Origin of the sequence: Paraburkholderia sp. BL6669N2 (assembly GCF_003387275.1) — a bacterium.
Lineage (GTDB): Bacteria > Pseudomonadota > Gammaproteobacteria > Burkholderiales > Burkholderiaceae > Paraburkholderia.
The window spans coordinates 4,648,092-4,667,167 of sequence record NZ_QUNA01000002.1 but is presented as its reverse complement, the minus strand read 5'-3'; the positions used below and the strand labels follow the sequence as shown (position 1 = coordinate 4,667,167).

The following is a 19,076-nucleotide window of genomic DNA, read 5'->3' as shown; positions in this document are numbered from 1 at the left end:
GGATCATGATCCGCGTTGATTTGCTCCGCCATTAGCGATACCTTTACGTCTATTCCGGTCGTCGAATTGCGGTCAACGAGAGGAGACCCGTTTCGTGAAAAGAGCGTGGGCTTTCTCCTGCATCGTCGCCTTGAGCGCGATCCTCGGCGGATGCGGCAAGGGGGGATCGCAAAACGCCACCGAGGCGTCGGGCGCATCCGCGAGCGCGGCGCCGGCTCAGCCGGCGCAGGGCGCGAGCGGTACAACCGTCGCGTCAGGCGCACTCGGCACCGTCACCAAAACACAGTTGCCGGGGGAAGCAGCCGAAACATTGCGGCTGATTAAAGCGGGCGGCCCTTTCCCCTTTTCGGAGGACGGCGTCGTGTTCCGTAACAGCGCGGCATTGCTGCCCCAGCATCCACGCGGCTATTACCACACTTACACCGTTCGCACGCCTGGGACGACGGATCGCGGGCAGCGCCGGATCATATGCGGTGGACCGCGCAAGCAGACAGGCGACTGCTATTACACCGACGATTACTACGTCAGTTTCAAGCGCATTGCAGAGTGAAGGCGAATTGACCGCGATATGTATCGCGCGAGCGGTAAAGGCCGACTTCGTAGTGCTCGACGCGCTGGACACTTTCACGTCGAGCATTCCGAGTACAACGTACGATGTACCGCGACTAGGACTCAAGCCGATTATCAGAGCCGAAATGTCGCTCTCTACAGACATCCATGAGATGTCGTTAGCGTCATCCGAAAACCTTGGTCCATGCCACCCGAAGACGTCGCGCGCGATCTTCAAACAGATATGAAGCAGCGAGCGTCAAGAGACCTGAAACAACACCCGTCACGATGTGCTCGACATAGGGGATGCGGTAGTGACTCGCATGCGCATAGGCGTCGCCTGCGGCTGTCAGCAAGCCGACGATCACCGCATTGCCATATCGATTCCCGTACAGTTTCGCAACGGGCGTGAAGGTCAAAAGCACGGCAAGGAGTCCGGTGAGCAGACCGGTATGGAATGCGATCGTCCAATGGGCAAGACTCATGATGTTGCCCCAGCTCCCAGGCATGCAGGTCATGCATGCGCTGGTCGGCTGCCAGAAACGCTGGACAAACAGCTTGAAGCGGCGCTTCCACTCGATTGACATGATGTTTATCCCACCAATGCCACTGTTACGGCCAACGCCGGCATAGGTGCCGTTGGACCGCTTTGCGCGCCTTTTGACCGGCTCGTCAAGATGCGCCGCATCAGTGCCGTCGAGGCCGCGCAATAGCGTGGACATGATGGGATACTACACCGCGGTTGGAGCGCCGCCGTTTAGCGTTGGGTAACGGCCGCTAGCGATGGGAGGGTGCGTAACGGGATCGATACAGCGCTGCGGACGACCATCTCGGTAGCATCCGCAGCGTCGCGTCAGAATGATTCGCCCACCATTTCTTCACTCTTGCGCCAGAGCGCGTCAGCGTTCGCAGCGTCGAGCGCATAGTGTCGAACGCCTTCGCTGACGGGTGTGATGACAACATCGTCGGCAACGATTTGGCTGACATGGCAGTTCTCGCAGTATCTGCCGCCGACGGCGTCAGCTGCCGCCACCACCGCCGCCCACACGGATGTCGCGGCCCCTTGCGGCACGGTCTTGAACTGAAACGGCGCCTTCCCGTCCGACTCGAGCTGCTTGTTGATACCTTCGAGCAACGCAGTCATCTGGCCTTCGTCCATGTGACGCGCGAGTTCCGTGTGGATTCCGCCCGGATGAACCGCGGCGGCGCGAACGCCGCGCGCTCGATGCCGCTGATCGAAGGCCACCGCAAAGAGAATATTCGCCGTCTTGGCGCGCCCATAGGCAACGAACGGGTCGTAAGGCGTTCGCTCGAAGCCCGGGTCGTCGAGATTCACGTCAGCGAAACGGTGTCCCGACGACGCGAGCATCACGACTCGGCCACCCGCTGGGATCAGCGGCGCCAGCCGGTTCACCAGCACGAAATGCCCCAGATGGTTCGTGCCGAACTGCGTCTCGAAGCCGTCCGCGGTCTTGCCAAAGGGCGTCGCCATCACGCCCGCGTTCGCGATGATGACGTCGATCGGTTTGCCTTCCGCCCGCAACTTGTCGGCACAATCCCTGACGCTCGCGAGGCTCGCCAGATCGAGCGCGATCAGCTCGATGCTGCCGCCCGCCGCGTCGGCCTCCCGCCGCGCATCGGCAATCGCCCGCGTGGCTTTTTCCAGATCTCTGGCCGCGCCGATCACGCTGGCCCCGCGCGCCGCCAGTGCTCGCGCCGTCTCTACGCCCAAACCCGCCGACACGCCGGTCACCAGAATTCGCTTGCCATGAAGATCGACGCCTGCGAGCACGTCGTCAGTCGTCGAAGTCGCCCCAAATTTCTCAGTCATTTCCGCCGCTCCAGCACAATGAAGATTGACGTCATTCCCCGCCCGGGATAAAAACGGAGCTTACCTCCGTTTTTTTGATATTAAACGGAGACACCCTCCGTTTGCAAGAGCCCAACTGTAAATGACCGACTCGACGCCCAAAGAACGAAAACCCAGAGCGGACGCGCTGCGTAACCGCGAGCGCATCCTTGAAGAGGCAAAAACGGCGTTCACGCGCGCCGGCGGCGAAATCAGCCTCGAGGATGTCGCGCGCCAGGCAGGGGTTGGCGCAGGCACGCTGTACCGGCACTTCCCCACGCGCGATGCGTTGCTGGAGAGCGTCTACCGTGCCGAGGTGGCGAAGCTTGCCGAGGAGCAGCGCAGACTGTCCGACTCGCTGCCCCCTCCCGATGCGCTGCGATCGTGGATGCTGCTCTTCGTGGATTACATCGCAACGAAGAAGATCATTGCGCCGGCATTGAATTCGATCGTCGGAGGGCCGACCAAGCTATTCGAATCGTCCGGTGCGCAGATCATGGACGCGATTCACTTGCTCGTCACGAACGCCGTAGCGAGTGGCGACATCCGCGCGGATATCGAGCCACTGGATCTGCTTCGCGCGCTCGTCGGCGTTTCGAATGTCGCGTCGGCGCCAGACTGGCAGCAAAGTGCGAAGAGGCTGGTCGATATACTTTTACTTGGGTCGAAGCCGACGGAGTAGGTTTGGCGACTGGACGCGGAGCGGCCATTCGAACGATATCAGCGCTTCCCATCCTCCGGCCTCGCCCCCATCGCCGCAACAATCCGGCTCTGTGCGGCAACGAGCTGGTCATCCGTCGTCGCCACCAGCCACAGACGTGCCCGCTCCGCGATCCGGCGGTTGTGGTCTTTCAAAGGGCCTAGCGCGGCAGCGGCCTTCCAGACCACCGGGGCGACCCGGCTTTGCCTGCCCGACGGCGCGCCGACAAGCAGGCAATAAGGTCCGAGCGGAAGCGATACAAACGGAAGCGCCGGACTCGCGCTCACGCGCCAGTCGATAAAAGGCGTCTCGCTGATCAGCAGCGGTGTGGGCAAGCCGTAAAGCACACTGAAATCGTAAAGCGCCAGTTGTTCCGGCATGCCGGCGTAAATACGGCGGATGTCCTCGACCACAGCCGCGCGGATTTCATCGTCGAACATGGGTTCCTGCGCGTAGCGGGCAAATGCCTCACGAGCCTCGCGTTGATACGCGCTAAACAGGCCGAGTGCAACGCAGTCCTGCACCGCGCGCTGAACCTCCGCCAGGGAACCGGCTTCCTCTGGCTTGCCCAACTGCGCGGCCCGCAAAAAGCGCGCAAGTCCTGCTTCCTGGATCGCGGGCCCTTCCTCGGACGCATTGTCTTGAGCGTCCTTGCCAAGGGGCACGTAGGTATATTTCTCGGCGGCGAAATGCGATTTCTTGCCTTCGTCGAATTTGATCGCGCCATCGGCGCAATCCAGATAGCGGGTGCCGACTCGACCATGCTCCCAAATCCAGTTTTTCAGGAGCGGACGTAGTGGATGCAGTCTGTCTTGTTCAGCCATCGAAACCTCCAGGTGCCCCAGTATAGTTCCAAGTTGCCGATCGTTCCGTGGGGACATGGCGATCGCTAACGTCGGCACGTTGACCTTTCGCAACCCACGCTGTACACAACATGGGATGGACGCAAGCGTTTCAGGAAGGCACGATGAGCCGCCCCTTTTTCACGATTGGTCACTCCAACCGTCCGTTGCCCGAATTCACGAGTCTGCTGAAAGAAGCGGAGGTCGCGACGCTGATCGATGTGCGCAGTATTCCGCGCTCACGAACCAATCCGCAGTTCAATCGGGACACGCTGCCGGACGCGCTCGCGCCGGAACACATCGACTACGCGCATCTTGCCGAACTGGGTGGGCGCCGCAGCCGGCGCAAAGACGATGCACCGTCGCCGAATCTGTACTGGACCCATCCGGCGTTTCGCAATTACGCGGACTATGCGATGAGCGACGCTTTCCGCGATGGCCTCACGCAGCTTCTCGCGCTCGGCCACCGACGCCGCTGCGCGATCATGTGCGCGGAGGCGGTCTGGTGGCGCTGTCACAGGCGTATCATCACGGATTACCTGCTGCTGCACGGCGAAACCGTGCTGCACATCATGGACGCGCGTCACACAACCGTTGCAACAATGACGCCCGGCGCGCAACCACAACCCGACGGCACGCTGGTCTATCCGGCTCAAACCACGGCCTGAACCGGCACGCGAAGCGACCGCCCGTCCGCCGTATTGCACGATTGCATGACCGTCACCACACAAGCCACGTCGCTCGATATCCTTCTTCGCGAGATTCGCGCCTGCACACTTTGCGCGCCGGTGCTGCCGCACGCGCCACGGCCGGTGCTGGCCGCGTCCGGAAAGGCGCGCATTCTGATCATCGGCCAGGCGCCGGGCGCGCGCGTGCATGCGTCCGGCGTTCCATGGAGCGACGCGAGCGGTGCGCGGCTGCGCGCATGGCTCGACGTCGACGACGCCACGTTCTACGACACGTCGAAATTCGCCGTCGTGCCGATCGGCTTCTGTTTCCCGGGCCGCGGCCCGAGCGGAGATCTGCCGCCACGGCCCGAGTGCGCCGCCCGCTGGCACAAGGAGTTGCTTGCGCACATGTCGTCGGTCCGGCTCACGCTGCTGGTCGGACAATACGCGCAGCGATTCGCGCTGGGCAAGGCATTCGGGCCGACCTTGACGGACACGCTCGTCCGGTGGCGCGAATTCGGCCCACAGGTCGTGCCGCTGCCGCATCCGTCGCCGCGCAACATTGCCTGGTTCAAACGCAATCCGTGGTTCGATGCGAGCGTTTTGCCGACCTTGCGCGAGCGCGTCGCGGCGGCATTGACGACGCCCGACGCGTGAAAATCCGCGGTGATCGACGCGGTACGACAAGCTGCCGGACCTTCGCCTTCATCGCCCCGAGGCAGTCGAATACAAACGCTTACGCAGAAGTGTTCAGTTTCTGCCCGGCGCAACCTATGAAGTCGTGGCCATTTCGCCGCAAATGCCGGTTTTCCCACATACCGACAGATTACGACTTGTCATCCTGATGGCTCAGGCGTGTGTTTTGGCGGGAGATGGCTATGTCGGTCTATGTCGATGAAGGGTTCAGGCCCTGTGTGACGGAATGCGCGACGGTCGCGTTCCGGGTGTGTTGTGACGATCGCGCGCAGATTTTCGAGGTCAGCGCCGACGCACTCGTGACTTTCTGCGGCGCGGCGAGCAAACGCAAGGAAGACCTGCTCGTCGCATTCGAGGATGCGCAGTTCGAGATTCTCTCGGTCGCGGCGCAGAAATGGGCATTCAGACCGACAGAGCCGGTGCGTCTCGGCCTCGACGAATTCCGAATGGTCAGACATTGAAACAACGGGTATGCCAGAATCCGCATCATGACCTGGATCGCCGCCCTGCCAATGTATAACGTCACGCCCGCGCTCGACCTCGCGTGGCGCGAGTGGCTTGCCGACGTGCTGCGCATGGTCAAGCCCGCGTGCCGCATCGTCGAACCGGATGAGGAATTGCATGGCTTCTGGCGGCGCCCCAATCTGCTGATCTCGCAGACCTGCGGTTATCCGTTCATGCATGGTCTGCAGGAGCAGGTTCAACTGGTCGCGACGCCGCGCTTCGACGCACCCGGCTGCGAAGGCGCGCATTATTCGAGCGTGCTGGTCACGCGCGCGGACGCCCACTTCGATACGCTTGGGGCCTGCCACGGCGCGCGCGCCGCCTACAACCAGGACGATTCGAATAGCGGCATGAATGTGTTTCGTCACGCCGTGGCGCCGTTCTCGCGCGCCGGCATGTTCTTCAGCTCGGTGTTGCGAACCGGCTCGCATCTCGGCTCGTTGCGCGCGGTGGCGGAAAATCGCGCGGACGTCGCCGCGATCGATTGCGTGACCTTCGCTTTCGTGTGCGACGAAATGCCGGAACTGGCCCGCCAGGTTCGCCGGATCGGCACGACGGCGCCGTCGCCGGGCCTGCCTTTGATTGCTTCCGACACGGTGCCCCCGGCGACGATCGAGGCACTGCGCGAAGCGCTGAACGAAGCCCTTGTGATCCAGCCAGAACGCGCGAAACGCCTGCGTTTGCAGGGCTTTTCCGTGTTGCCGCCCTCGGACTACGAACGCATCGAGCAACTCGAAAACGAGGCGCGCGCCGTCGGCTATACGCGCCTCGCTTGAGGCTGAGCCCTGAGTCTGAGCCCTGAGTCCCCGCGGATTTATTTCTGCTGCACGTCCAGCACCAGAAGCTGCGCGCCATCGGCAACCTGATCGCCGACCGAATACAGCACTTCCGACACCGTACCGGCCGCCGGCGCGCCAATGGTGTGCTCCATCTTCATCGCTTCCATCACGATCAGCGGCGTGCCCTTCTCCACCACGGTGCCCGGCTCGACCAGCACCGCGATCACCTTGCCCGGCATCGGCGCGGTCAGGCGGCCTTCGCCGCCTTCGGCATCCGCGGCGTGCGCGAGCAGGTTCTGCCACTCGAACGACAGCGCTTCGCCAAGGCAGAACACATGGAACGTATCGCCGTCGACGAACACGCGGCCCGTTGCGCGCGCATCGCCGATCGTCGCGCGGAATTCGTGCGGACCGCTGCCGTCCGACCAGCTGAAATCCTCGCGCACGCCGTCGTGTTCGAGCGTTTGCGTGCCGCCGTCGCGCGCGAACGTGACGGTGAAGGTGCTTTCGTTGTCGTTACCCGCGTTACCGCTCTCCAGATCGCGCCAGCCGAGCGTCTGCGTATAGCCGCCGTTCAGGCGCCAGTGCGACAGCGCATCCCACGGCGACGCGCCATGCGCCGTGCCGCCTTCGCGCTTGAGCAACGCCGCGCAAGCCAGCGCGAGCGCTTCCTTGAACGGCTTCTTGCGCGGCGCGAACAGGGCGTCGTGATGACGTTCGATCAAACCGGTGTCGAGGTCGCCCGTTGCAAACGGTTCGCTCGTCACGATGCTTTGCAGGAACTCGACGTTGGTATGCGGGCCGACCACCTCGCACGCATGCAACGCGCGGCTCAGACGCGCAAGCGCCTCTTCACGCGTCGCGCCGTGCACGATCAGCTTGGCGATCATCGGATCGTAGAACGGCGTGATGGTGTCGCCTTCCCGCACGCCGCTGTCTATCCGCACCGGCGCCTTGCGTCCAGATTCGCCGAGGCCCGCCGCGTCGAGGGCGAACTCCACGCCTTCCGGCATGCGCAGATGCTTGAGCGTGCCCGTCGACGGCAGGAAGCCGCGCGCCGGATGTTCTGCATAGATACGCGCTTCGATCGCGTGACCGTCGATCTTCAACTGTTCCTGGGTAAGCGGCAGTGGTTCGTCGGCGGCGACGCGCAGTTGCCATTCCACCAGATCCTGGCCGGTCACCATCTCCGTGACCGGGTGTTCGACCTGCAGGCGCGTGTTCATTTCCATGAAGTAGAAGTCGCCCGTGCCGGTCATGATGAACTCGACCGTGCCCGCACCGACGTAATTCACCGCACGCGCGGCCGCTACCGCCGCCTCGCCCATTTCGCGCTTGATTTCAGGGGACAATCCGGGCGCCGGCGCTTCTTCCAGCACCTTCTGGTGACGCCGCTGCACGGAGCAATCGCGATCGAACAGATAGACCGCGCCGCCGTGACGATCCGCGAACACCTGCACTTCCACGTGACGCGGACGCGTCAGATACTTTTCGATCAGCACGCGATCGTTGCCGAAGCTGCTCGCCGCTTCGCGCTTGCACGACGCCAGCGCCGCCGCGAAGTCCTCGCTGCGCTCGACCACGCGCATGCCCTTGCCGCCGCCACCGGCGCTGGCTTTGAGCAGCACCGGATAACCGATCGCATCCGCCTCGCGGTGCAACAGTTGCGGGTCCTGATCGTCGCCGTGATAACCCGGCACGAGCGGCACGGCGGCTGCATGCATCAGCGCCTTCGCGGCAGCCTTCGAACCCATCGCGGCGATGGCTTCGACCGGCGGTCCGATGAAGACGATGCCGGCCGCTTCGCACGCATGCGCGAAGTCCTCGTTTTCCGACAGGAAGCCGTAGCCCGGATGCACCGCCTGCGCGCCGGTGGCGCGCGCGGCTTCGATAATCCGTTCGACGCGCAGATAGCTTTCCGCCGCCGTCGAGCCGCCAATGTGCACGGCCTCATCGCACGCGGCGACGTGTTTCGCGTTGGCGTCCGCATCAGAATAGACGGCCACGCTCGCGATGCCGAGCCGCTTGCAGGTCGCGGCGACGCGGCACGCAATCTCGCCCCGGTTGGCAATCAGGATCTTGTTGAACATGAAGTGTCTCGATGAAGTGAGCCGTTTTTTTCGGGGCTGTTGTTCTGATCAAGGCGCGGCGGGCGCCCTGGAATGTGTGCTTCAGTTGCGCCAGGCCGGCGTGCGTTTTTCGAGGAACGACGCGACGCCTTCGCGGCCTTCCGCGCCGGCACGCGTACGTGCGATGCGCGCCGCCGTGTCCTCGATCATCGCGTCGTTCAACTCGCGACCCGCAATGTCCTGCACGAGTTGCTTGCACGCGCGCACTGCTTGCGGACCGTTCGCGCACACCGTATCAGCAATCTGCCGCACGGTGGCGTCGAGTTGATCCATGCCGACGGCTTCGCTGACGAGCCCGAGACGCAATGCCGTCGCGCAATCGAACTGCTCGGCAGTCGTAAAGTAGCGGCGCGATGCCTGCTCGCCCAGCGCCCGAATCACGTACGGCGCGATGGTGGCCGGAATCAGTCCGAGGCGCGCTTCCGAGAGGCAGAAGCGCGCGCTGTCGACCGCCACCACGATGTCGCACGCCGAGATCAAACCCATGCCGCCCGCGTACGCGTCGCCGTTCACGCGCGCGATCACCGGCTTGCCGCAGCGATAGATCGACGACAGCATGTTCGCCAGCAGCATGGCGTCGGCGCGGTTCTCGTCGTCCGAGTAGCCGGCCATCTTTTTCATCCAGTTCAGATCCGCGCCCGCGCAGAACGCCTTGCCGTTCGCGGCGAGCACCACCGCGCGCACGTCGTCGCGGTCGTTGAGCGCCGTGAAGGCCGAGGTCACTTCAGCGATCATCGTTTCGTTGAACGCGTTGCGCACGTCCGGACGATTCAGCGTGACCGTCGCGATCGGTCCGGCGAATTCGACATTCAGTGTTTCGTATTGCATCGTCGCTGCTCCCGCGCGTGGTTGCGTTGCCTGGCGCATCGTCACATTCTGAACACGCCGAACCGCGTGTCTTCGATCGGCGCGTTCATCGTGGCCGACAAGCCGAGACCGAGCACGTCGCGCGTTTGCGCCGGGTCGATCACGCCGTCGTCCCACAGACGCGCGCTCGCGTAGTACGGGTGACCCTGATGTTCGTACTGCTCGCGGATCGGCTGCTTGAACGCCTCTTCTTCCTCGGCGCTCCACGCACCGCCCTTGCCTTCGATGCCGTCGCGCTTGACCGTGGCCAGCACCGACGCCGCCTGCTCGCCGCCCATCACCGAGATGCGCGCGTTCGGCCACATCCACAGGAAGCGCGGCGAATACGCGCGGCCGCACATACCGTAATTGCCCGCGCCGAACGAACCGCCGATGATCACCGTGAACTTCGGCACCTTGGCTGTGGCCACCGCCGTCACCATCTTCGCGCCGTTGCGCGCGATGCCTTCGTTTTCGTACTTGCGGCCCACCATGAAGCCGGTGATGTTCTGCAGGAACACGAGCGGAATCTTGCGCTGGCAGCACAGCTCGATGAAGTGCGCGCCCTTGAGCGCCGACTCCGAAAACAGGATGCCGTTGTTCGCGATGATGCCGACCGGATGACCCCAGATATGCGCGAAACCGGTGACGAGCGTGGTGCCGTAGCGCGCCTTGAATTCGTCGAAGGCCGAGTCGTCGACGATCCGCGCGATCACCTCGCGGATATCGAACGGCTTGCGGGTATCCACGGGAATCACGCCGTACATGCTCTTCACGTCGTAGCGCGGCGGCTTCGGCTCCTGCAACGCGACCGGCACCTGCTTCGTGCGATTCAGATTGCCGACGATGCTGCGCGCAATCCCCAGCGCATGCGCGTCGTTTTGCGCGAGGTGATCGACGACGCCGGACAGACGCGTATGCACGTCGCCGCCGCCAAGGTCTTCCGCGCTCACCACTTCGCCCGTCGCCGCTTTCACCAACGGCGGGCCGCCGAGAAAAATCGTCCCCTGATTCTTGACGATGATCGACTCGTCGCTCATGGCCGGCACATACGCGCCGCCTGCCGTGCACGAACCCATCACGACGGCGATCTGCGGAATGCCTGCCGCCGAGAGGTTCGCCTGGTTAAAGAAGATGCGGCCGAAGTGATCGCGGTCCGGGAACACATCGTCCTGGTTCGGCAGATTCGCGCCGCCCGAATCGACCAGATACACGCACGGCAAGTGATTCTCAGCGGCGATTTCCTGCGCCCGCACGTGCTTTTTCACCGTGACCGGATAGTAAGTGCCGCCCTTGACCGTTGCATCGTTACAGACGATCACGCACTCCTGCCCTGCGATCCGGCCAATGCCGGTGATGACGCCCGCCCCTGGCGCGTCGTCGTTGTACATACCGTAGGCCGCGAGTTGCGAGAACTCCAAAAACGGCGTGCCCGGATCGAGCAGCTTTTCGATCCGCTCGCGCGGCAGCAGTTTGCCGCGTCCGGTGTGTTTGTCGCGCGCCGCCTGACCGCCGCCCAGCGCGAGCTTCTCGACTTTCGCGCGAAGGTCGGCGACCAGCGCTTCGAGCGCCGCCGCGTTGGCGCGGAAGTCGTCCGAGCGCGGATTCAGCTTTGATTCGATGATCGGCATTGCGTGGCTCTCCTGTTCGCCGCTTCTTATTCGCTTCGGGCCGTTGCGCTCACGCCGTTTCGGCGAACAACTCGCGGCCGATCAGCATGCGGCGGATTTCGCTCGTACCGGCGCCGATTTCATAGAGCTTCGCATCGCGCCACAAACGGCCGACCGGGTATTCGTTGATATAGCCATTGCCGCCGAGAATCTGGATCGCCTCGCCCGCCATCCACGTGGCTTTTTCGGCCGTGTAGAGAATCACGCCCGCGCAGTCTTTACGCACCTGGCGCACATGTTCCTTGCCGAGCGTATCGAGTTGACGGCCCACCGCGTAGAGATACGCGCGGCACGCCTGCAACGTGGTGTAGAGATCGGCCACCTTGCCCTGAATGAGCTGGAATTCGCCGATCGACTGGCCGAACTGCTTGCGGTCGTGGATATATGGCACAACGGTGTCCATGACCGCCACCATGATGCCGGTCGGGCCGCCCGCGAGCACCGCGCGTTCATAGTCGAGACCGCTCATCAGCACTTTCGCGCCGCCGTTCAATTGGCCGAGAATGTTTTCTTCCGGCACTTCCACGTCCTGGAACACCAGTTCGCCGGTATGCGAGCCGCGCATGCCGAGTTTGTCGAGCTTTTGCGCAACGGAGAAACCCTTCATGCCCTTCTCGACGATAAACGCCGTGATGCCACGCGAATTCGCTTCGGGATCGGTCTTGGCGTAGACGACCAGCGTGTCGCAATCCGGCCCGTTGGTGATCCACATCTTGGTGCCGTTGAGCACGTAGTGGTCGCCCTTCTTCTCGGCGCGCAGCTTCATGCTGACCACGTCCGAGCCTGCGTTCGGCTCGCTCATGGCGAGTGCGCCGACGTGTTCGCCCGACACGAGCTTGGGCAGATACTTCTGTTTTTGCGCTTCCGTGCCGTTACGATGAATCTGGTTGACGCACAGATTCGAATGCGCGCCGTACGAGAGACCGACCGAGGCCGACGCGCGCGATATCTCTTCCATGGCGATCATATGCGCCGTGTAGCCCATATTCGCGCCGCCGTATTCTTCCGAGACCGTCATGCCGAGCACGCCCAGATCGCCGAACTTGCGCCACAGGTCCATGGGAAACTGATCCGTGCGATCGATTTCCGCGGCACGCGGGGCGATTTCTTTGGCGGCGAATCCCGCAATGCTGTCGCGCAGCATTTCGATTTCTTCGCCGAGCGGGAATTGCAAACCGGGCAGGTTGCTCATTGCAGTGTCTCCAGAGTTCGTTGGCGGCCGGCCTTGGGTGGGCGCCGGCTGGTCCGGTTGCGGCTCGGCGGACGGCGGCGGCCTTGTGGGCCGCCCCTATCGTCACGCACGAGGCGCGAAACGTTCAAGGCGCATTTCACGCTAGATTTACGTAAGCGTCAATAGGTATTTTTGAGTGTTACTCAGAAACTGAAGCGACCGCCTACAACATCACTAAGGCGTGCTAGCATCGCACTTATCCGGCTTGTTTCGCACCTTTTCGGGCGCGATGGGCCTCACAAATCTGAACTGGACTCATATGACGGTTGCCACGAAGGCCGAGTTGCCCGCCTCGCGCCGCCAGCCGGCCGGGCGCAAGTCGCAGCAACGCGTGAAGGAGATTCTTCAGGCGGGGCGCGACGTGTTCTCCGAAAAAGGCTACGAACGCGCGACCACCGCCGAAATCGCGCAGCGCCTCGGCATTTCCGAGGCGACCGTGTTCAGCTATTTCCGCGGCAAACGCGAGTTGTGCGCGCGCGTGATCGGCGACTGGTACGACGAGATCATCGATGCGATCGAATCCGGCTTGCCGCGCGACGGCAATGTGCGCCAGCAGTTTGCGTTTATCGTTCGCACGCATTTGCGGTTGATGCTGGTGAACGGAACGGATCTCTGCGCGCTGGTGTTGTCCGAAGGCCGGGCGCGGCATCATGAGCTGAGCGAGGCGCTCACGGAGTTGCAGCGTCGCTATACCGCGCCGTTGATGCGCGTGCTGGCGCAGGGCCAGGAAAGCGGGCAGATTCGTGGCGACATGCCGTTGCGCCTGTTGCGCTCGATCGTGTTCGGGCCGATGGAGCATGTGCTGTGGGACGCCACGCTCGCCAACCGGCACATCGATATCGATGCGACGGCCGATCAACTGATCGACGTATTGTGGGCCGCACTCACGCCGCCGGATCTTGCGGTGAGCGCATTGCAGCAGTTCAGGGTGGAAGTGGCGGAGGCGAACCGGCGGTTTGAGGACGCCACACGCGGGCCAACGGATACGCCTGTTGACGGCAGCGAATAGCGGCCGCGATTTCGTAGCTGTGCACTTCAGTTCTACGGCAAAAAAACGGCTAATCTACTGCTTCCCCGCGCGAAGTCAGATGGAGAAGCCAAGTGCCGAAAGAACCCGCCGCAAAGACAACGAATACCTCGAAGACCTCAAAAACATCGAACATCCGCGTCGGCATAGGCGGCTGGACCTACGCGCCATGGCGCGGCACCTTCTACCCGTCCGACCTCACGCAGAGCCGCGAACTCGAATACGCGAGCCAGAACCTCACATCGATTGAAATCAACGGCACCTTTTACGGTTTGCAAAAACCGGCGAGCTACGAAAAGTGGTATCAGGAAACCCCGGACGATTTCGTCTTTTCGCTCAAGGCGCCGCGTTACGCGACCAACAGAAAAGTGCTCTCCGAAGCGGGCGAAACCATTGAACGTTTCTTCGACAGTGGCGTGCTGCTGCTCAAACAGAAACTCGGCGCGGTCAACTGGCAGTTCGCTCCCACCAAGAAATTCGACAAGGAAGACTTCGAAGCCTTTCTGAAGTTGCTGCCGGCCAGCATAGAAGGCCAGAAGCTACGGCATGCGATCGAAGTCCGCAACGACACGTTCAAGACGCCGGACTTCATCGCGCTCGCCCGCAAATACAAAGTTGCCGTCGTGCTCGCCGGCGACAGCGAATACCCGCAGATCGCCGACCTCACGGCGCCCTTCGTGTATGCCCGCATCATGGGCACCACGGACAAACAGGCCAAAGGCTACTCGACCAAAGCGCTCGACGCATGGGCCGAACGCGCGCGGCAACTGGCAGCAGGCATCACACCGGACGACCTGGAAACCGCCGCGGATGCGCCGGCGAAAACGGTCGCACGCGACGTCTACCTCTACGTGATCAGCGGCTTCAAGGAACGCAATCCGGCGGCCGCCATGGCGCTGATCAAACGGCTCTGACACGCGGCTCCCGGCCGCATCGCGCGAGTGTCATAATCCCGGCAGCGAAGACAAGCACGATCGACGCACCCACACACAAGCAGTCAGGCCGCAAGGCCGCTTCATCACCAAGGTCCGGGAGAATATTTTGAGCGCCATCGACAATCCTTTGCACGATCAGGAAGTCGGCTCGGCCGACGCCACCCAGGACACCACGCGCATCGACGACGTTCGGATCGGCGCAGTACGTCCACTGATTTCCCCTGCGCTGCTGCAGGATGAGTTGCCGGTGCCGCCCTCGGTGCAAACACTGGTCGAGAAAACCCGCGCGGAAATCGCCGACATTTTGCATGGCCGCGACGACCGGCTCGTGATGATCGTCGGACCGTGCTCGATTCACGACCACGATCAGGCAATCGAATATGCGCACAAACTGAAAGTCGCTGCGGACGCCTACAAGGACGATCTGCTGATCGTGATGCGCGTCTACTTCGAGAAGCCGCGCACCACGGTCGGCTGGAAAGGCTATATCAACGACCCGCGTCTGGACGGCAGCTTCCGCATCAACGAAGGTCTGCGTCTTGCACGGCAACTGCTGCTCGACATCAACGGTCTTGGCTTGTCCACGGCCACCGAGTTCCTCGATCTGCTGAGCCCGCAGTACATTGCCGATCTGATCGCGTGGGGCGCCATCGGCGCGCGCACGACGGAGAGTCAGAGCCATCGTCAGCTGGCGTCGGGTTTGAGTTGCCCGATCGGCTTCAAGAACGGCACCGACGGCGGCGTGCAGATCGCCGCGGACGCGATCGTCGCCGCGCGCGCAAGCCACGCGTTCATGGGCATGACAAAAATGGGCATGGCCGCGATCTTCGAAACGCGCGGCAACGACGACGCGCACGTGATCCTGCGCGGCGGCAAGAAAGGGCCGAACTACGACAGCGCGTCGGTGGAAGCCACCTGCGTGGCGCTCAAATCAGCGGGATTGCGCGAGCAGGTCATGGTCGACTGTTCGCATGCGAACTCGGGCAAGTCGCATTTGCGTCAGCTGGAGGTGGTGCAGGATCTGGCGCAGCAACTGTCGCAGCGCGAGCGCCGCATCATCGGCGTCATGCTGGAAAGTCATCTGGAGGAAGGCCGTCAGGATCTGAAGCCAGGTGTGCCGTTGCGTCACGGCGTGTCGATCACGGATGCCTGCGTGAGCTGGGCTCAGACCGAGCCGGCGCTCGAGACCCTGGCCGAGGCCACCCGCAAACGTCGCGCGGGCTGAGCGCGCGCCGGGCCGCCAACGCCGCATCAAGCACGGCCCCCGGGAAAGCCCTTGGGGGAGAGCACAAAAACACACGCGCCGCACCACCCGCCGATCGACCAAACCGACCGGGGTTGGGCAGCGCGTGATTCCTCACGCCCGACACATCGCTCACCGCGCGCCACTTCAGCGCGCATGAATGCTCCGGCGCGAAGCGCGTTGCATTACGACGCGTTGACAGCTTCCTTGAACGCCTTGCCTGCGGTGAACTTCACCGTCTTGGCAGCCGCGATCTGGATCTCGGCACCCGTCGACGGATTGCGGCCCACGCGTGCTGCGCGCGCGCCAGTCGAGAAAGAACCGAAACCGACCAGTTGCACCGTATCGCCACCCACCACGGCTTTGGTCACCGCTTCGACGATCGCGTCGATGGTTTGGCCGGTGGCCGCTTTGCTTTCGCCCGTCGCTGCGGCGACTGCATCAATCAGTTCCTGTTTGTTCATAGCACTTCCCGTATGGTAATCATGGAACCGGCGCCACATCTGTTGCGCCGGGACCGACACACTAACGCATACGCGCGGGTTCGCGCAAACCTTGGGTGTAAGGCTTGTATCACCCGCCCACAGGGAATTTGACGATTTTTTCCGGCAAAGTGCCATAAGAATCGCGCGCTTAGACGATTCGTTGGCTGGAGACGGGTTTTCGCGTTATCACAATCCGTTGCAATTTCAGTGCTTTAGCGCGTCGCGAGCCGCCACCGGCGGGCTTTTTTACTATCTTATGGTGGTTCGCCAAGACTCCGCGTTTGTCAGGCGCGGCGGCACTAAATAAAGAATCCGGGAGGAATAAAAAAATGAAATTTCGCCATATTGCAACATGTGCGCTGCTCGCTGCGACGTCCTGCGCCGCCCTCGCAGCCGACGACAAAAGCTGCGCCACCCTCGTCGGCACGGCAAATTCACCCGCCCCGCAGAGCTTTCAGATACGTGACGGCGAGCCGGTCGACCTCGTCAGCGGCGCCGAAACGGTGCACGGCAAGCTGCTGGTTTTCGGCGACGGCGGCGTGTTCCGCGCCTATTGGCAGCCCGAGAACAGCCAGGAAAAATACGCGCTCGCGAATGCCGGTGTGGATAGCGTGCGGCTCGTTTCGACGCCGCCGCAAGGCACGCGGATGCAAAACGGCCAACCCGGCACGACACTCGCACCGCAACGCGTGCTCTCCTGTCCGGCGCTTTAACACGGCGAACCGCGATTCCGCCCGTCTCGACGCGGCACAAATGACACATCGAGGCATGCTTTCCGGTCGCACTTACCGTTTATTCGCACAGCGATCGATTTCTGTCTGACACGCCCTCAAGGTCCCACCCGTCCTGCCGATATACAAAGCTGCGTGTGCTGCGCAAACGTTTAAAGAGGACGGGGATGATTCTGCTAGCCAAATTGAGGGACGCGCTGTCGGTCGCGAAACGCGACCCCGAGCTCATACGTTCGCAGCTCGAAGCATTCAGCCACCAGGTCCCCCTTCTGTATTTCATCCTGCTCGTCAATACGGCGGCCGTCGCCGTCACGCACCTGAGCTGCGCGCCGGCCTGGCTGTCGATCTACTTTCCCGCGGCGCTGTGCACGCTGTGCATTATCCGGTGCATACGATGGTGGCATCTTCGGCACCGCGTCCTGACTCTCGACAAAGCGGAGCCCGAACTGCGCAAGCTGACCTGGCTTGCCGGCCTCTTCGCCGTCGCATTCAGCGCCTGGTCGCTGTTCCTTTTCCCCTACGGCACCGCGTACGAACAGACGCAGGTCGCGTTCTACATGGCGACCACGCTGGTCGGCTGCGTGTTCTGCCTGATGCACCTGCGCGCGGCTGCGATGCTGCTGCTGTCGATCGTCATCCTAAGCTTTTCGACCTTTCTGGTGTTCACCGGCTATCCGGTCTTCATCGCGATGGCTGTCGACATGACCCTCGTCGGCGTCGCACTTGCCTTCATCATTCAACTATATTGCCGGACCTTCGCCGACGTGGTGCACGCACAGCGCGAATTGCAGGCGAGCCAGCAAAAGACGCAACGCCTGAGCGACGACAACTTCCGGCTCGCGAGCATCGACAGTCTGACGGACCTGCCCAACCGGCGCAGTTTTTTCGCCTCGCTGCGCGCGCTGTCCGAACAGGCGATCGTCACCGGTGGCGGCTTTAATGTCGGACTGATCGATCTCGACGGTTTCAAACAGGTCAACGATATCTACGGCCACGCCAGCGGCGACCTCGTGCTTCAGGAAGTCGGCTCGCGTTTGCTCGCGCTTGCCGAGCCCGGCATTTTCTTCGCACGCCTCGGCGGCGACGAATTCGGCGTGCTGGCGCAGCACAAACTGACGGACCAGACGCTCGTCGAGCTGGGCGAGCGCATCTGCGAGGCGCTCGGTCAGCCGTATCGGGTCGCCGGCAATGTCGCCGAGTTGTCGGGCACGATCGGCTGGGCCGCATTTCCCGAGGCCGGCACGACGGTGGCGCAGGTATTCGAACGCGCCGACGCGGCGCTGTACGTCGGCAAGGAAAGCCGGCGCGGCACGCCGGTCATCTTCTCGACTGAACATGAAACGCGCATCCGCCGTTCGAGTCTCGTGACCCAGGAGCTTCGTCATGCAGACCTCGAGTCGGAACTGTTTCTGGAATTTCAGCCGATTTACGACGTGGTCACGCAACGCACCCTCGGCATGGAAGCGCTTGGGCGCTGGCATAACGCGCGGCTTGGCGCGGTCAGGCCGGAAGAATTCATTCGGATTGCCGAGCGTACCGAACTGATTCTGCGCATCACGGAAGTCCTGCTGCACAAAGCACTCGACGAAGCCGCGCGCTGGCCGTGCGAGCTTTATCTGTCGTTCAATCTGTCGGCGATCGATATCTGCACTTCCGCGCGTGCCCGCCGGCTGATCGATATCGTGCTGGCTAGCGGTGTGCCGCCGCATCGCGTGTCGTTCGAAATCACCGAGACCGCCGTGACGCGCGATTTCGAACAGGCCCGCTGTTCGCTCACCATGATCAAGAAAGCCGGCTGCCGCGTGTCGCTCGACGACTTCGGCACCGGTTATTCGAGCCTCAGCTACGTGCACCGCCTGCCCTTCGATACGATCAAGATCGACCGCAGTTTCATGACGGACGTGGATACCAACAGCGCGTCGAAGAAGATCGTCAAGTCGGTACTCGACCTGTGCCGCAACCTTGGACTCGAATGCGTGGTGGAAGGACTCGAAACGGCATCGCAAGTCGAGGTCGTCAAGATGCTTGGCGCACGCGCGGCGCAGGGTTATCTGTTCAGCCGCCCGATGCGGGCGAGCGCAATCGCCGCGTATCTGCAGACGGCGCAAGGGCACGACTACGCTGTGCAAGTGCTGCCGTAGTCGATTGCCCGCGTCCTGTCGCCCTGCTCTCTCTCGCCCCACGCTGTCCGC

General features: G+C 62.7%; 19 protein-coding genes. 11 read left to right on the top strand and 8 right to left on the bottom strand.

The features are described from left to right. Nucleotides 1–94 precede the first annotated feature (94 nt). Nucleotides 95–550 carry a ribonuclease gene (locus B0G80_RS43540; protein WP_116123619.1) on the top strand — a complete coding sequence of 152 codons (456 nt, stop codon included), beginning with the start codon at nucleotides 95–97 and terminating at the stop codon, nucleotides 548–550. 184 nt (nucleotides 551–734) lie between these two features. Here the strand turns inward: B0G80_RS43540 and B0G80_RS43535 are convergent, their stop codons facing one another. Beyond that, nucleotides 735–1,136 (bottom strand): hypothetical protein, encoded by a 402-nt coding sequence (locus B0G80_RS43535; protein ID WP_116123972.1) that lies wholly within the window; start codon nucleotides 1,134–1,136, stop codon nucleotides 735–737. Between the two features lie 266 nt (nucleotides 1,137–1,402). Then, complete coding sequence (locus tag B0G80_RS43530) at nucleotides 1,403–2,380, bottom strand: SDR family NAD(P)-dependent oxidoreductase (protein ID WP_116123618.1); 978 nt, start codon at nucleotides 2,378–2,380, stop codon at nucleotides 1,403–1,405. A 121-nt stretch (nucleotides 2,381–2,501) separates the two neighbouring features. On the opposite strand from B0G80_RS43530, the gene B0G80_RS43525 reads away from it, so the two are divergent. Continuing rightward, nucleotides 2,502–3,080 carry a TetR/AcrR family transcriptional regulator gene (locus B0G80_RS43525; protein WP_106277460.1) on the top strand — a complete coding sequence of 193 codons (579 nt, stop codon included), beginning with the start codon at nucleotides 2,502–2,504 and terminating at the stop codon, nucleotides 3,078–3,080. 38 nt (nucleotides 3,081–3,118) lie between these two features. Here the strand turns inward: B0G80_RS43525 and B0G80_RS43520 are convergent, their stop codons facing one another. Beyond that, nucleotides 3,119–3,922, bottom strand: coding sequence for a hypothetical protein (locus B0G80_RS43520; protein ID WP_116123617.1), 804 nt, complete (start codon nucleotides 3,920–3,922; stop codon nucleotides 3,119–3,121). Nucleotides 3,923–4,065: 143 nt separating this feature from the next. Between B0G80_RS43520 and B0G80_RS43515 the strand changes: the two genes are divergently transcribed. The 4 genes from B0G80_RS43515 (at nucleotide 4,066) to B0G80_RS43500 (ending at nucleotide 6,584) form a co-directional block, all read left to right on the top strand. Beyond that, nucleotides 4,066–4,608 carry a DUF488 family protein gene (locus B0G80_RS43515; RefSeq protein ID WP_116123971.1) on the top strand — a complete coding sequence of 181 codons (543 nt, stop codon included), beginning with the start codon at nucleotides 4,066–4,068 and terminating at the stop codon, nucleotides 4,606–4,608. Between the two features lie 45 nt (nucleotides 4,609–4,653). Further along, nucleotides 4,654–5,265, top strand: coding sequence for a uracil-DNA glycosylase family protein (locus B0G80_RS43510; RefSeq protein WP_116123616.1), 612 nt, complete (start codon nucleotides 4,654–4,656; stop codon nucleotides 5,263–5,265). Nucleotides 5,266–5,486: 221 nt separating this feature from the next. Continuing rightward, a complete protein-coding gene (locus B0G80_RS43505; protein ID WP_012426572.1) occupies nucleotides 5,487–5,765 on the top strand; it encodes a DUF1488 family protein in 279 nt (92 codons plus the stop codon). A gap of 27 nt (nucleotides 5,766–5,792) precedes the next feature. Beyond that, nucleotides 5,793–6,584: a phosphate/phosphite/phosphonate ABC transporter substrate-binding protein gene (locus B0G80_RS43500; protein ID WP_116123615.1), complete on the top strand. Its 792-nt coding sequence runs from the start codon at nucleotides 5,793–5,795 to the stop codon at nucleotides 6,582–6,584. Between the two features lie 38 nt (nucleotides 6,585–6,622). Here B0G80_RS43500 and B0G80_RS43495 read toward each other — a convergent pair whose 3' ends face one another. The 4 genes from B0G80_RS43495 to B0G80_RS43480 form a co-directional block, all read right to left on the bottom strand. Beyond that, nucleotides 6,623–8,677: an acetyl/propionyl/methylcrotonyl-CoA carboxylase subunit alpha gene (locus B0G80_RS43495; RefSeq protein ID WP_116123614.1), complete on the bottom strand. Its 2,055-nt coding sequence runs from the start codon at nucleotides 8,675–8,677 to the stop codon at nucleotides 6,623–6,625. A gap of 81 nt (nucleotides 8,678–8,758) precedes the next feature. Continuing rightward, a complete protein-coding gene (locus B0G80_RS43490; protein WP_116123970.1) occupies nucleotides 8,759–9,544 on the bottom strand; it encodes an enoyl-CoA hydratase/isomerase family protein in 786 nt (261 codons plus the stop codon). A 41-nt stretch (nucleotides 9,545–9,585) separates the two neighbouring features. Then, entirely contained in the window at nucleotides 9,586–11,193 is a 1,608-nt protein-coding gene (locus B0G80_RS43485) for a carboxyl transferase domain-containing protein (protein ID WP_116123613.1), read from the bottom strand. 49 nt (nucleotides 11,194–11,242) lie between these two features. Next, on the bottom strand, nucleotides 11,243–12,424 hold the full coding sequence (locus tag B0G80_RS43480) for an isovaleryl-CoA dehydrogenase (protein WP_116123612.1): 1,182 nt from the start codon (nucleotides 12,422–12,424) through the stop codon (nucleotides 11,243–11,245). A 298-nt stretch (nucleotides 12,425–12,722) separates the two neighbouring features. On the opposite strand from B0G80_RS43480, the gene B0G80_RS43475 reads away from it, so the two are divergent. The 3 genes from B0G80_RS43475 to B0G80_RS43465 all read left to right on the top strand — a co-directional run bounded on the left by B0G80_RS43475 (nucleotide 12,723) and on the right by B0G80_RS43465 (nucleotide 15,650). Further along, nucleotides 12,723–13,472, top strand: coding sequence for a TetR/AcrR family transcriptional regulator (locus tag B0G80_RS43475; RefSeq protein ID WP_116123969.1), 750 nt, complete (start codon nucleotides 12,723–12,725; stop codon nucleotides 13,470–13,472). Between the two features lie 92 nt (nucleotides 13,473–13,564). Next, the gene (locus B0G80_RS43470; protein ID WP_116123611.1) at nucleotides 13,565–14,404 is read left to right on the top strand and encodes a DUF72 domain-containing protein; all 840 of its coding nucleotides are present in this window, start codon (nucleotides 13,565–13,567) and stop codon (nucleotides 14,402–14,404) included. 127 nt (nucleotides 14,405–14,531) lie between these two features. Next, entirely contained in the window at nucleotides 14,532–15,650 is a 1,119-nt protein-coding gene (locus B0G80_RS43465) for a 3-deoxy-7-phosphoheptulonate synthase (protein ID WP_116123610.1), read from the top strand. Between the two features lie 203 nt (nucleotides 15,651–15,853). Here B0G80_RS43465 and B0G80_RS43460 read toward each other — a convergent pair whose 3' ends face one another. Further along, a complete protein-coding gene (locus B0G80_RS43460) occupies nucleotides 15,854–16,132 on the bottom strand; it encodes an HU family DNA-binding protein (RefSeq protein WP_006049832.1) in 279 nt (92 codons plus the stop codon). A 350-nt stretch (nucleotides 16,133–16,482) separates the two neighbouring features. On the opposite strand from B0G80_RS43460, the gene B0G80_RS43455 reads away from it, so the two are divergent. Together B0G80_RS43455 and B0G80_RS43450 are read left to right on the top strand one after the other, a co-directional pair. Beyond that, on the top strand, nucleotides 16,483–16,866 hold the full coding sequence (locus B0G80_RS43455) for a hypothetical protein (protein ID WP_106277448.1): 384 nt from the start codon (nucleotides 16,483–16,485) through the stop codon (nucleotides 16,864–16,866). A gap of 185 nt (nucleotides 16,867–17,051) precedes the next feature. Next, a complete protein-coding gene (locus B0G80_RS43450) occupies nucleotides 17,052–19,025 on the top strand; it encodes a bifunctional diguanylate cyclase/phosphodiesterase (RefSeq protein ID WP_116123609.1) in 1,974 nt (657 codons plus the stop codon). Nucleotides 19,026–19,076 lie beyond the last annotated feature (51 nt).

Excerpts from the sequence above, each read along its gene's own strand:
- B0G80_RS43535 (WP_116123972.1), bottom strand. The coding sequence starts at position 1,136 with ATGTCAATCGAGTGGAAGCGCCGCTTCAAGCTGTTTGTCCAGCGTTTC.
- B0G80_RS43530 (WP_116123618.1), bottom strand. The coding sequence starts at position 2,380 with ATGACTGAGAAATTTGGGGCGACTTCGACGACTGACGACGTGCTCGCA.
- B0G80_RS43525 (WP_106277460.1), top strand. The coding sequence starts at position 2,502 with ATGACCGACTCGACGCCCAAAGAACGAAAACCCAGAGCGGACGCGCTG.
- B0G80_RS43520 (WP_116123617.1), bottom strand. The coding sequence starts at position 3,922 with ATGGCTGAACAAGACAGACTGCATCCACTACGTCCGCTCCTGAAAAAC.
- B0G80_RS43515 (WP_116123971.1), top strand. The coding sequence starts at position 4,066 with ATGAGCCGCCCCTTTTTCACGATTGGTCACTCCAACCGTCCGTTGCCC.
- B0G80_RS43510 (WP_116123616.1), top strand. The coding sequence starts at position 4,654 with ATGACCGTCACCACACAAGCCACGTCGCTCGATATCCTTCTTCGCGAG.
- B0G80_RS43505 (WP_012426572.1), top strand. The coding sequence starts at position 5,487 with ATGTCGGTCTATGTCGATGAAGGGTTCAGGCCCTGTGTGACGGAATGC.
- B0G80_RS43500 (WP_116123615.1), top strand. The coding sequence starts at position 5,793 with ATGACCTGGATCGCCGCCCTGCCAATGTATAACGTCACGCCCGCGCTC.
- B0G80_RS43495 (WP_116123614.1), bottom strand. The coding sequence starts at position 8,677 with ATGTTCAACAAGATCCTGATTGCCAACCGGGGCGAGATTGCGTGCCGC.
- B0G80_RS43490 (WP_116123970.1), bottom strand. The coding sequence starts at position 9,544 with ATGCAATACGAAACACTGAATGTCGAATTCGCCGGACCGATCGCGACG.
- B0G80_RS43485 (WP_116123613.1), bottom strand. The coding sequence starts at position 11,193 with ATGCCGATCATCGAATCAAAGCTGAATCCGCGCTCGGACGACTTCCGC.
- B0G80_RS43480 (WP_116123612.1), bottom strand. The coding sequence starts at position 12,424 with ATGAGCAACCTGCCCGGTTTGCAATTCCCGCTCGGCGAAGAAATCGAA.
- B0G80_RS43475 (WP_116123969.1), top strand. The coding sequence starts at position 12,723 with ATGACGGTTGCCACGAAGGCCGAGTTGCCCGCCTCGCGCCGCCAGCCG.
- B0G80_RS43460 (WP_006049832.1), bottom strand. The coding sequence starts at position 16,132 with ATGAACAAACAGGAACTGATTGATGCAGTCGCCGCAGCGACGGGCGAA.
- B0G80_RS43455 (WP_106277448.1), top strand. The coding sequence starts at position 16,483 with ATGAAATTTCGCCATATTGCAACATGTGCGCTGCTCGCTGCGACGTCC.
- B0G80_RS43450 (WP_116123609.1), top strand. The coding sequence starts at position 17,052 with ATGATTCTGCTAGCCAAATTGAGGGACGCGCTGTCGGTCGCGAAACGC.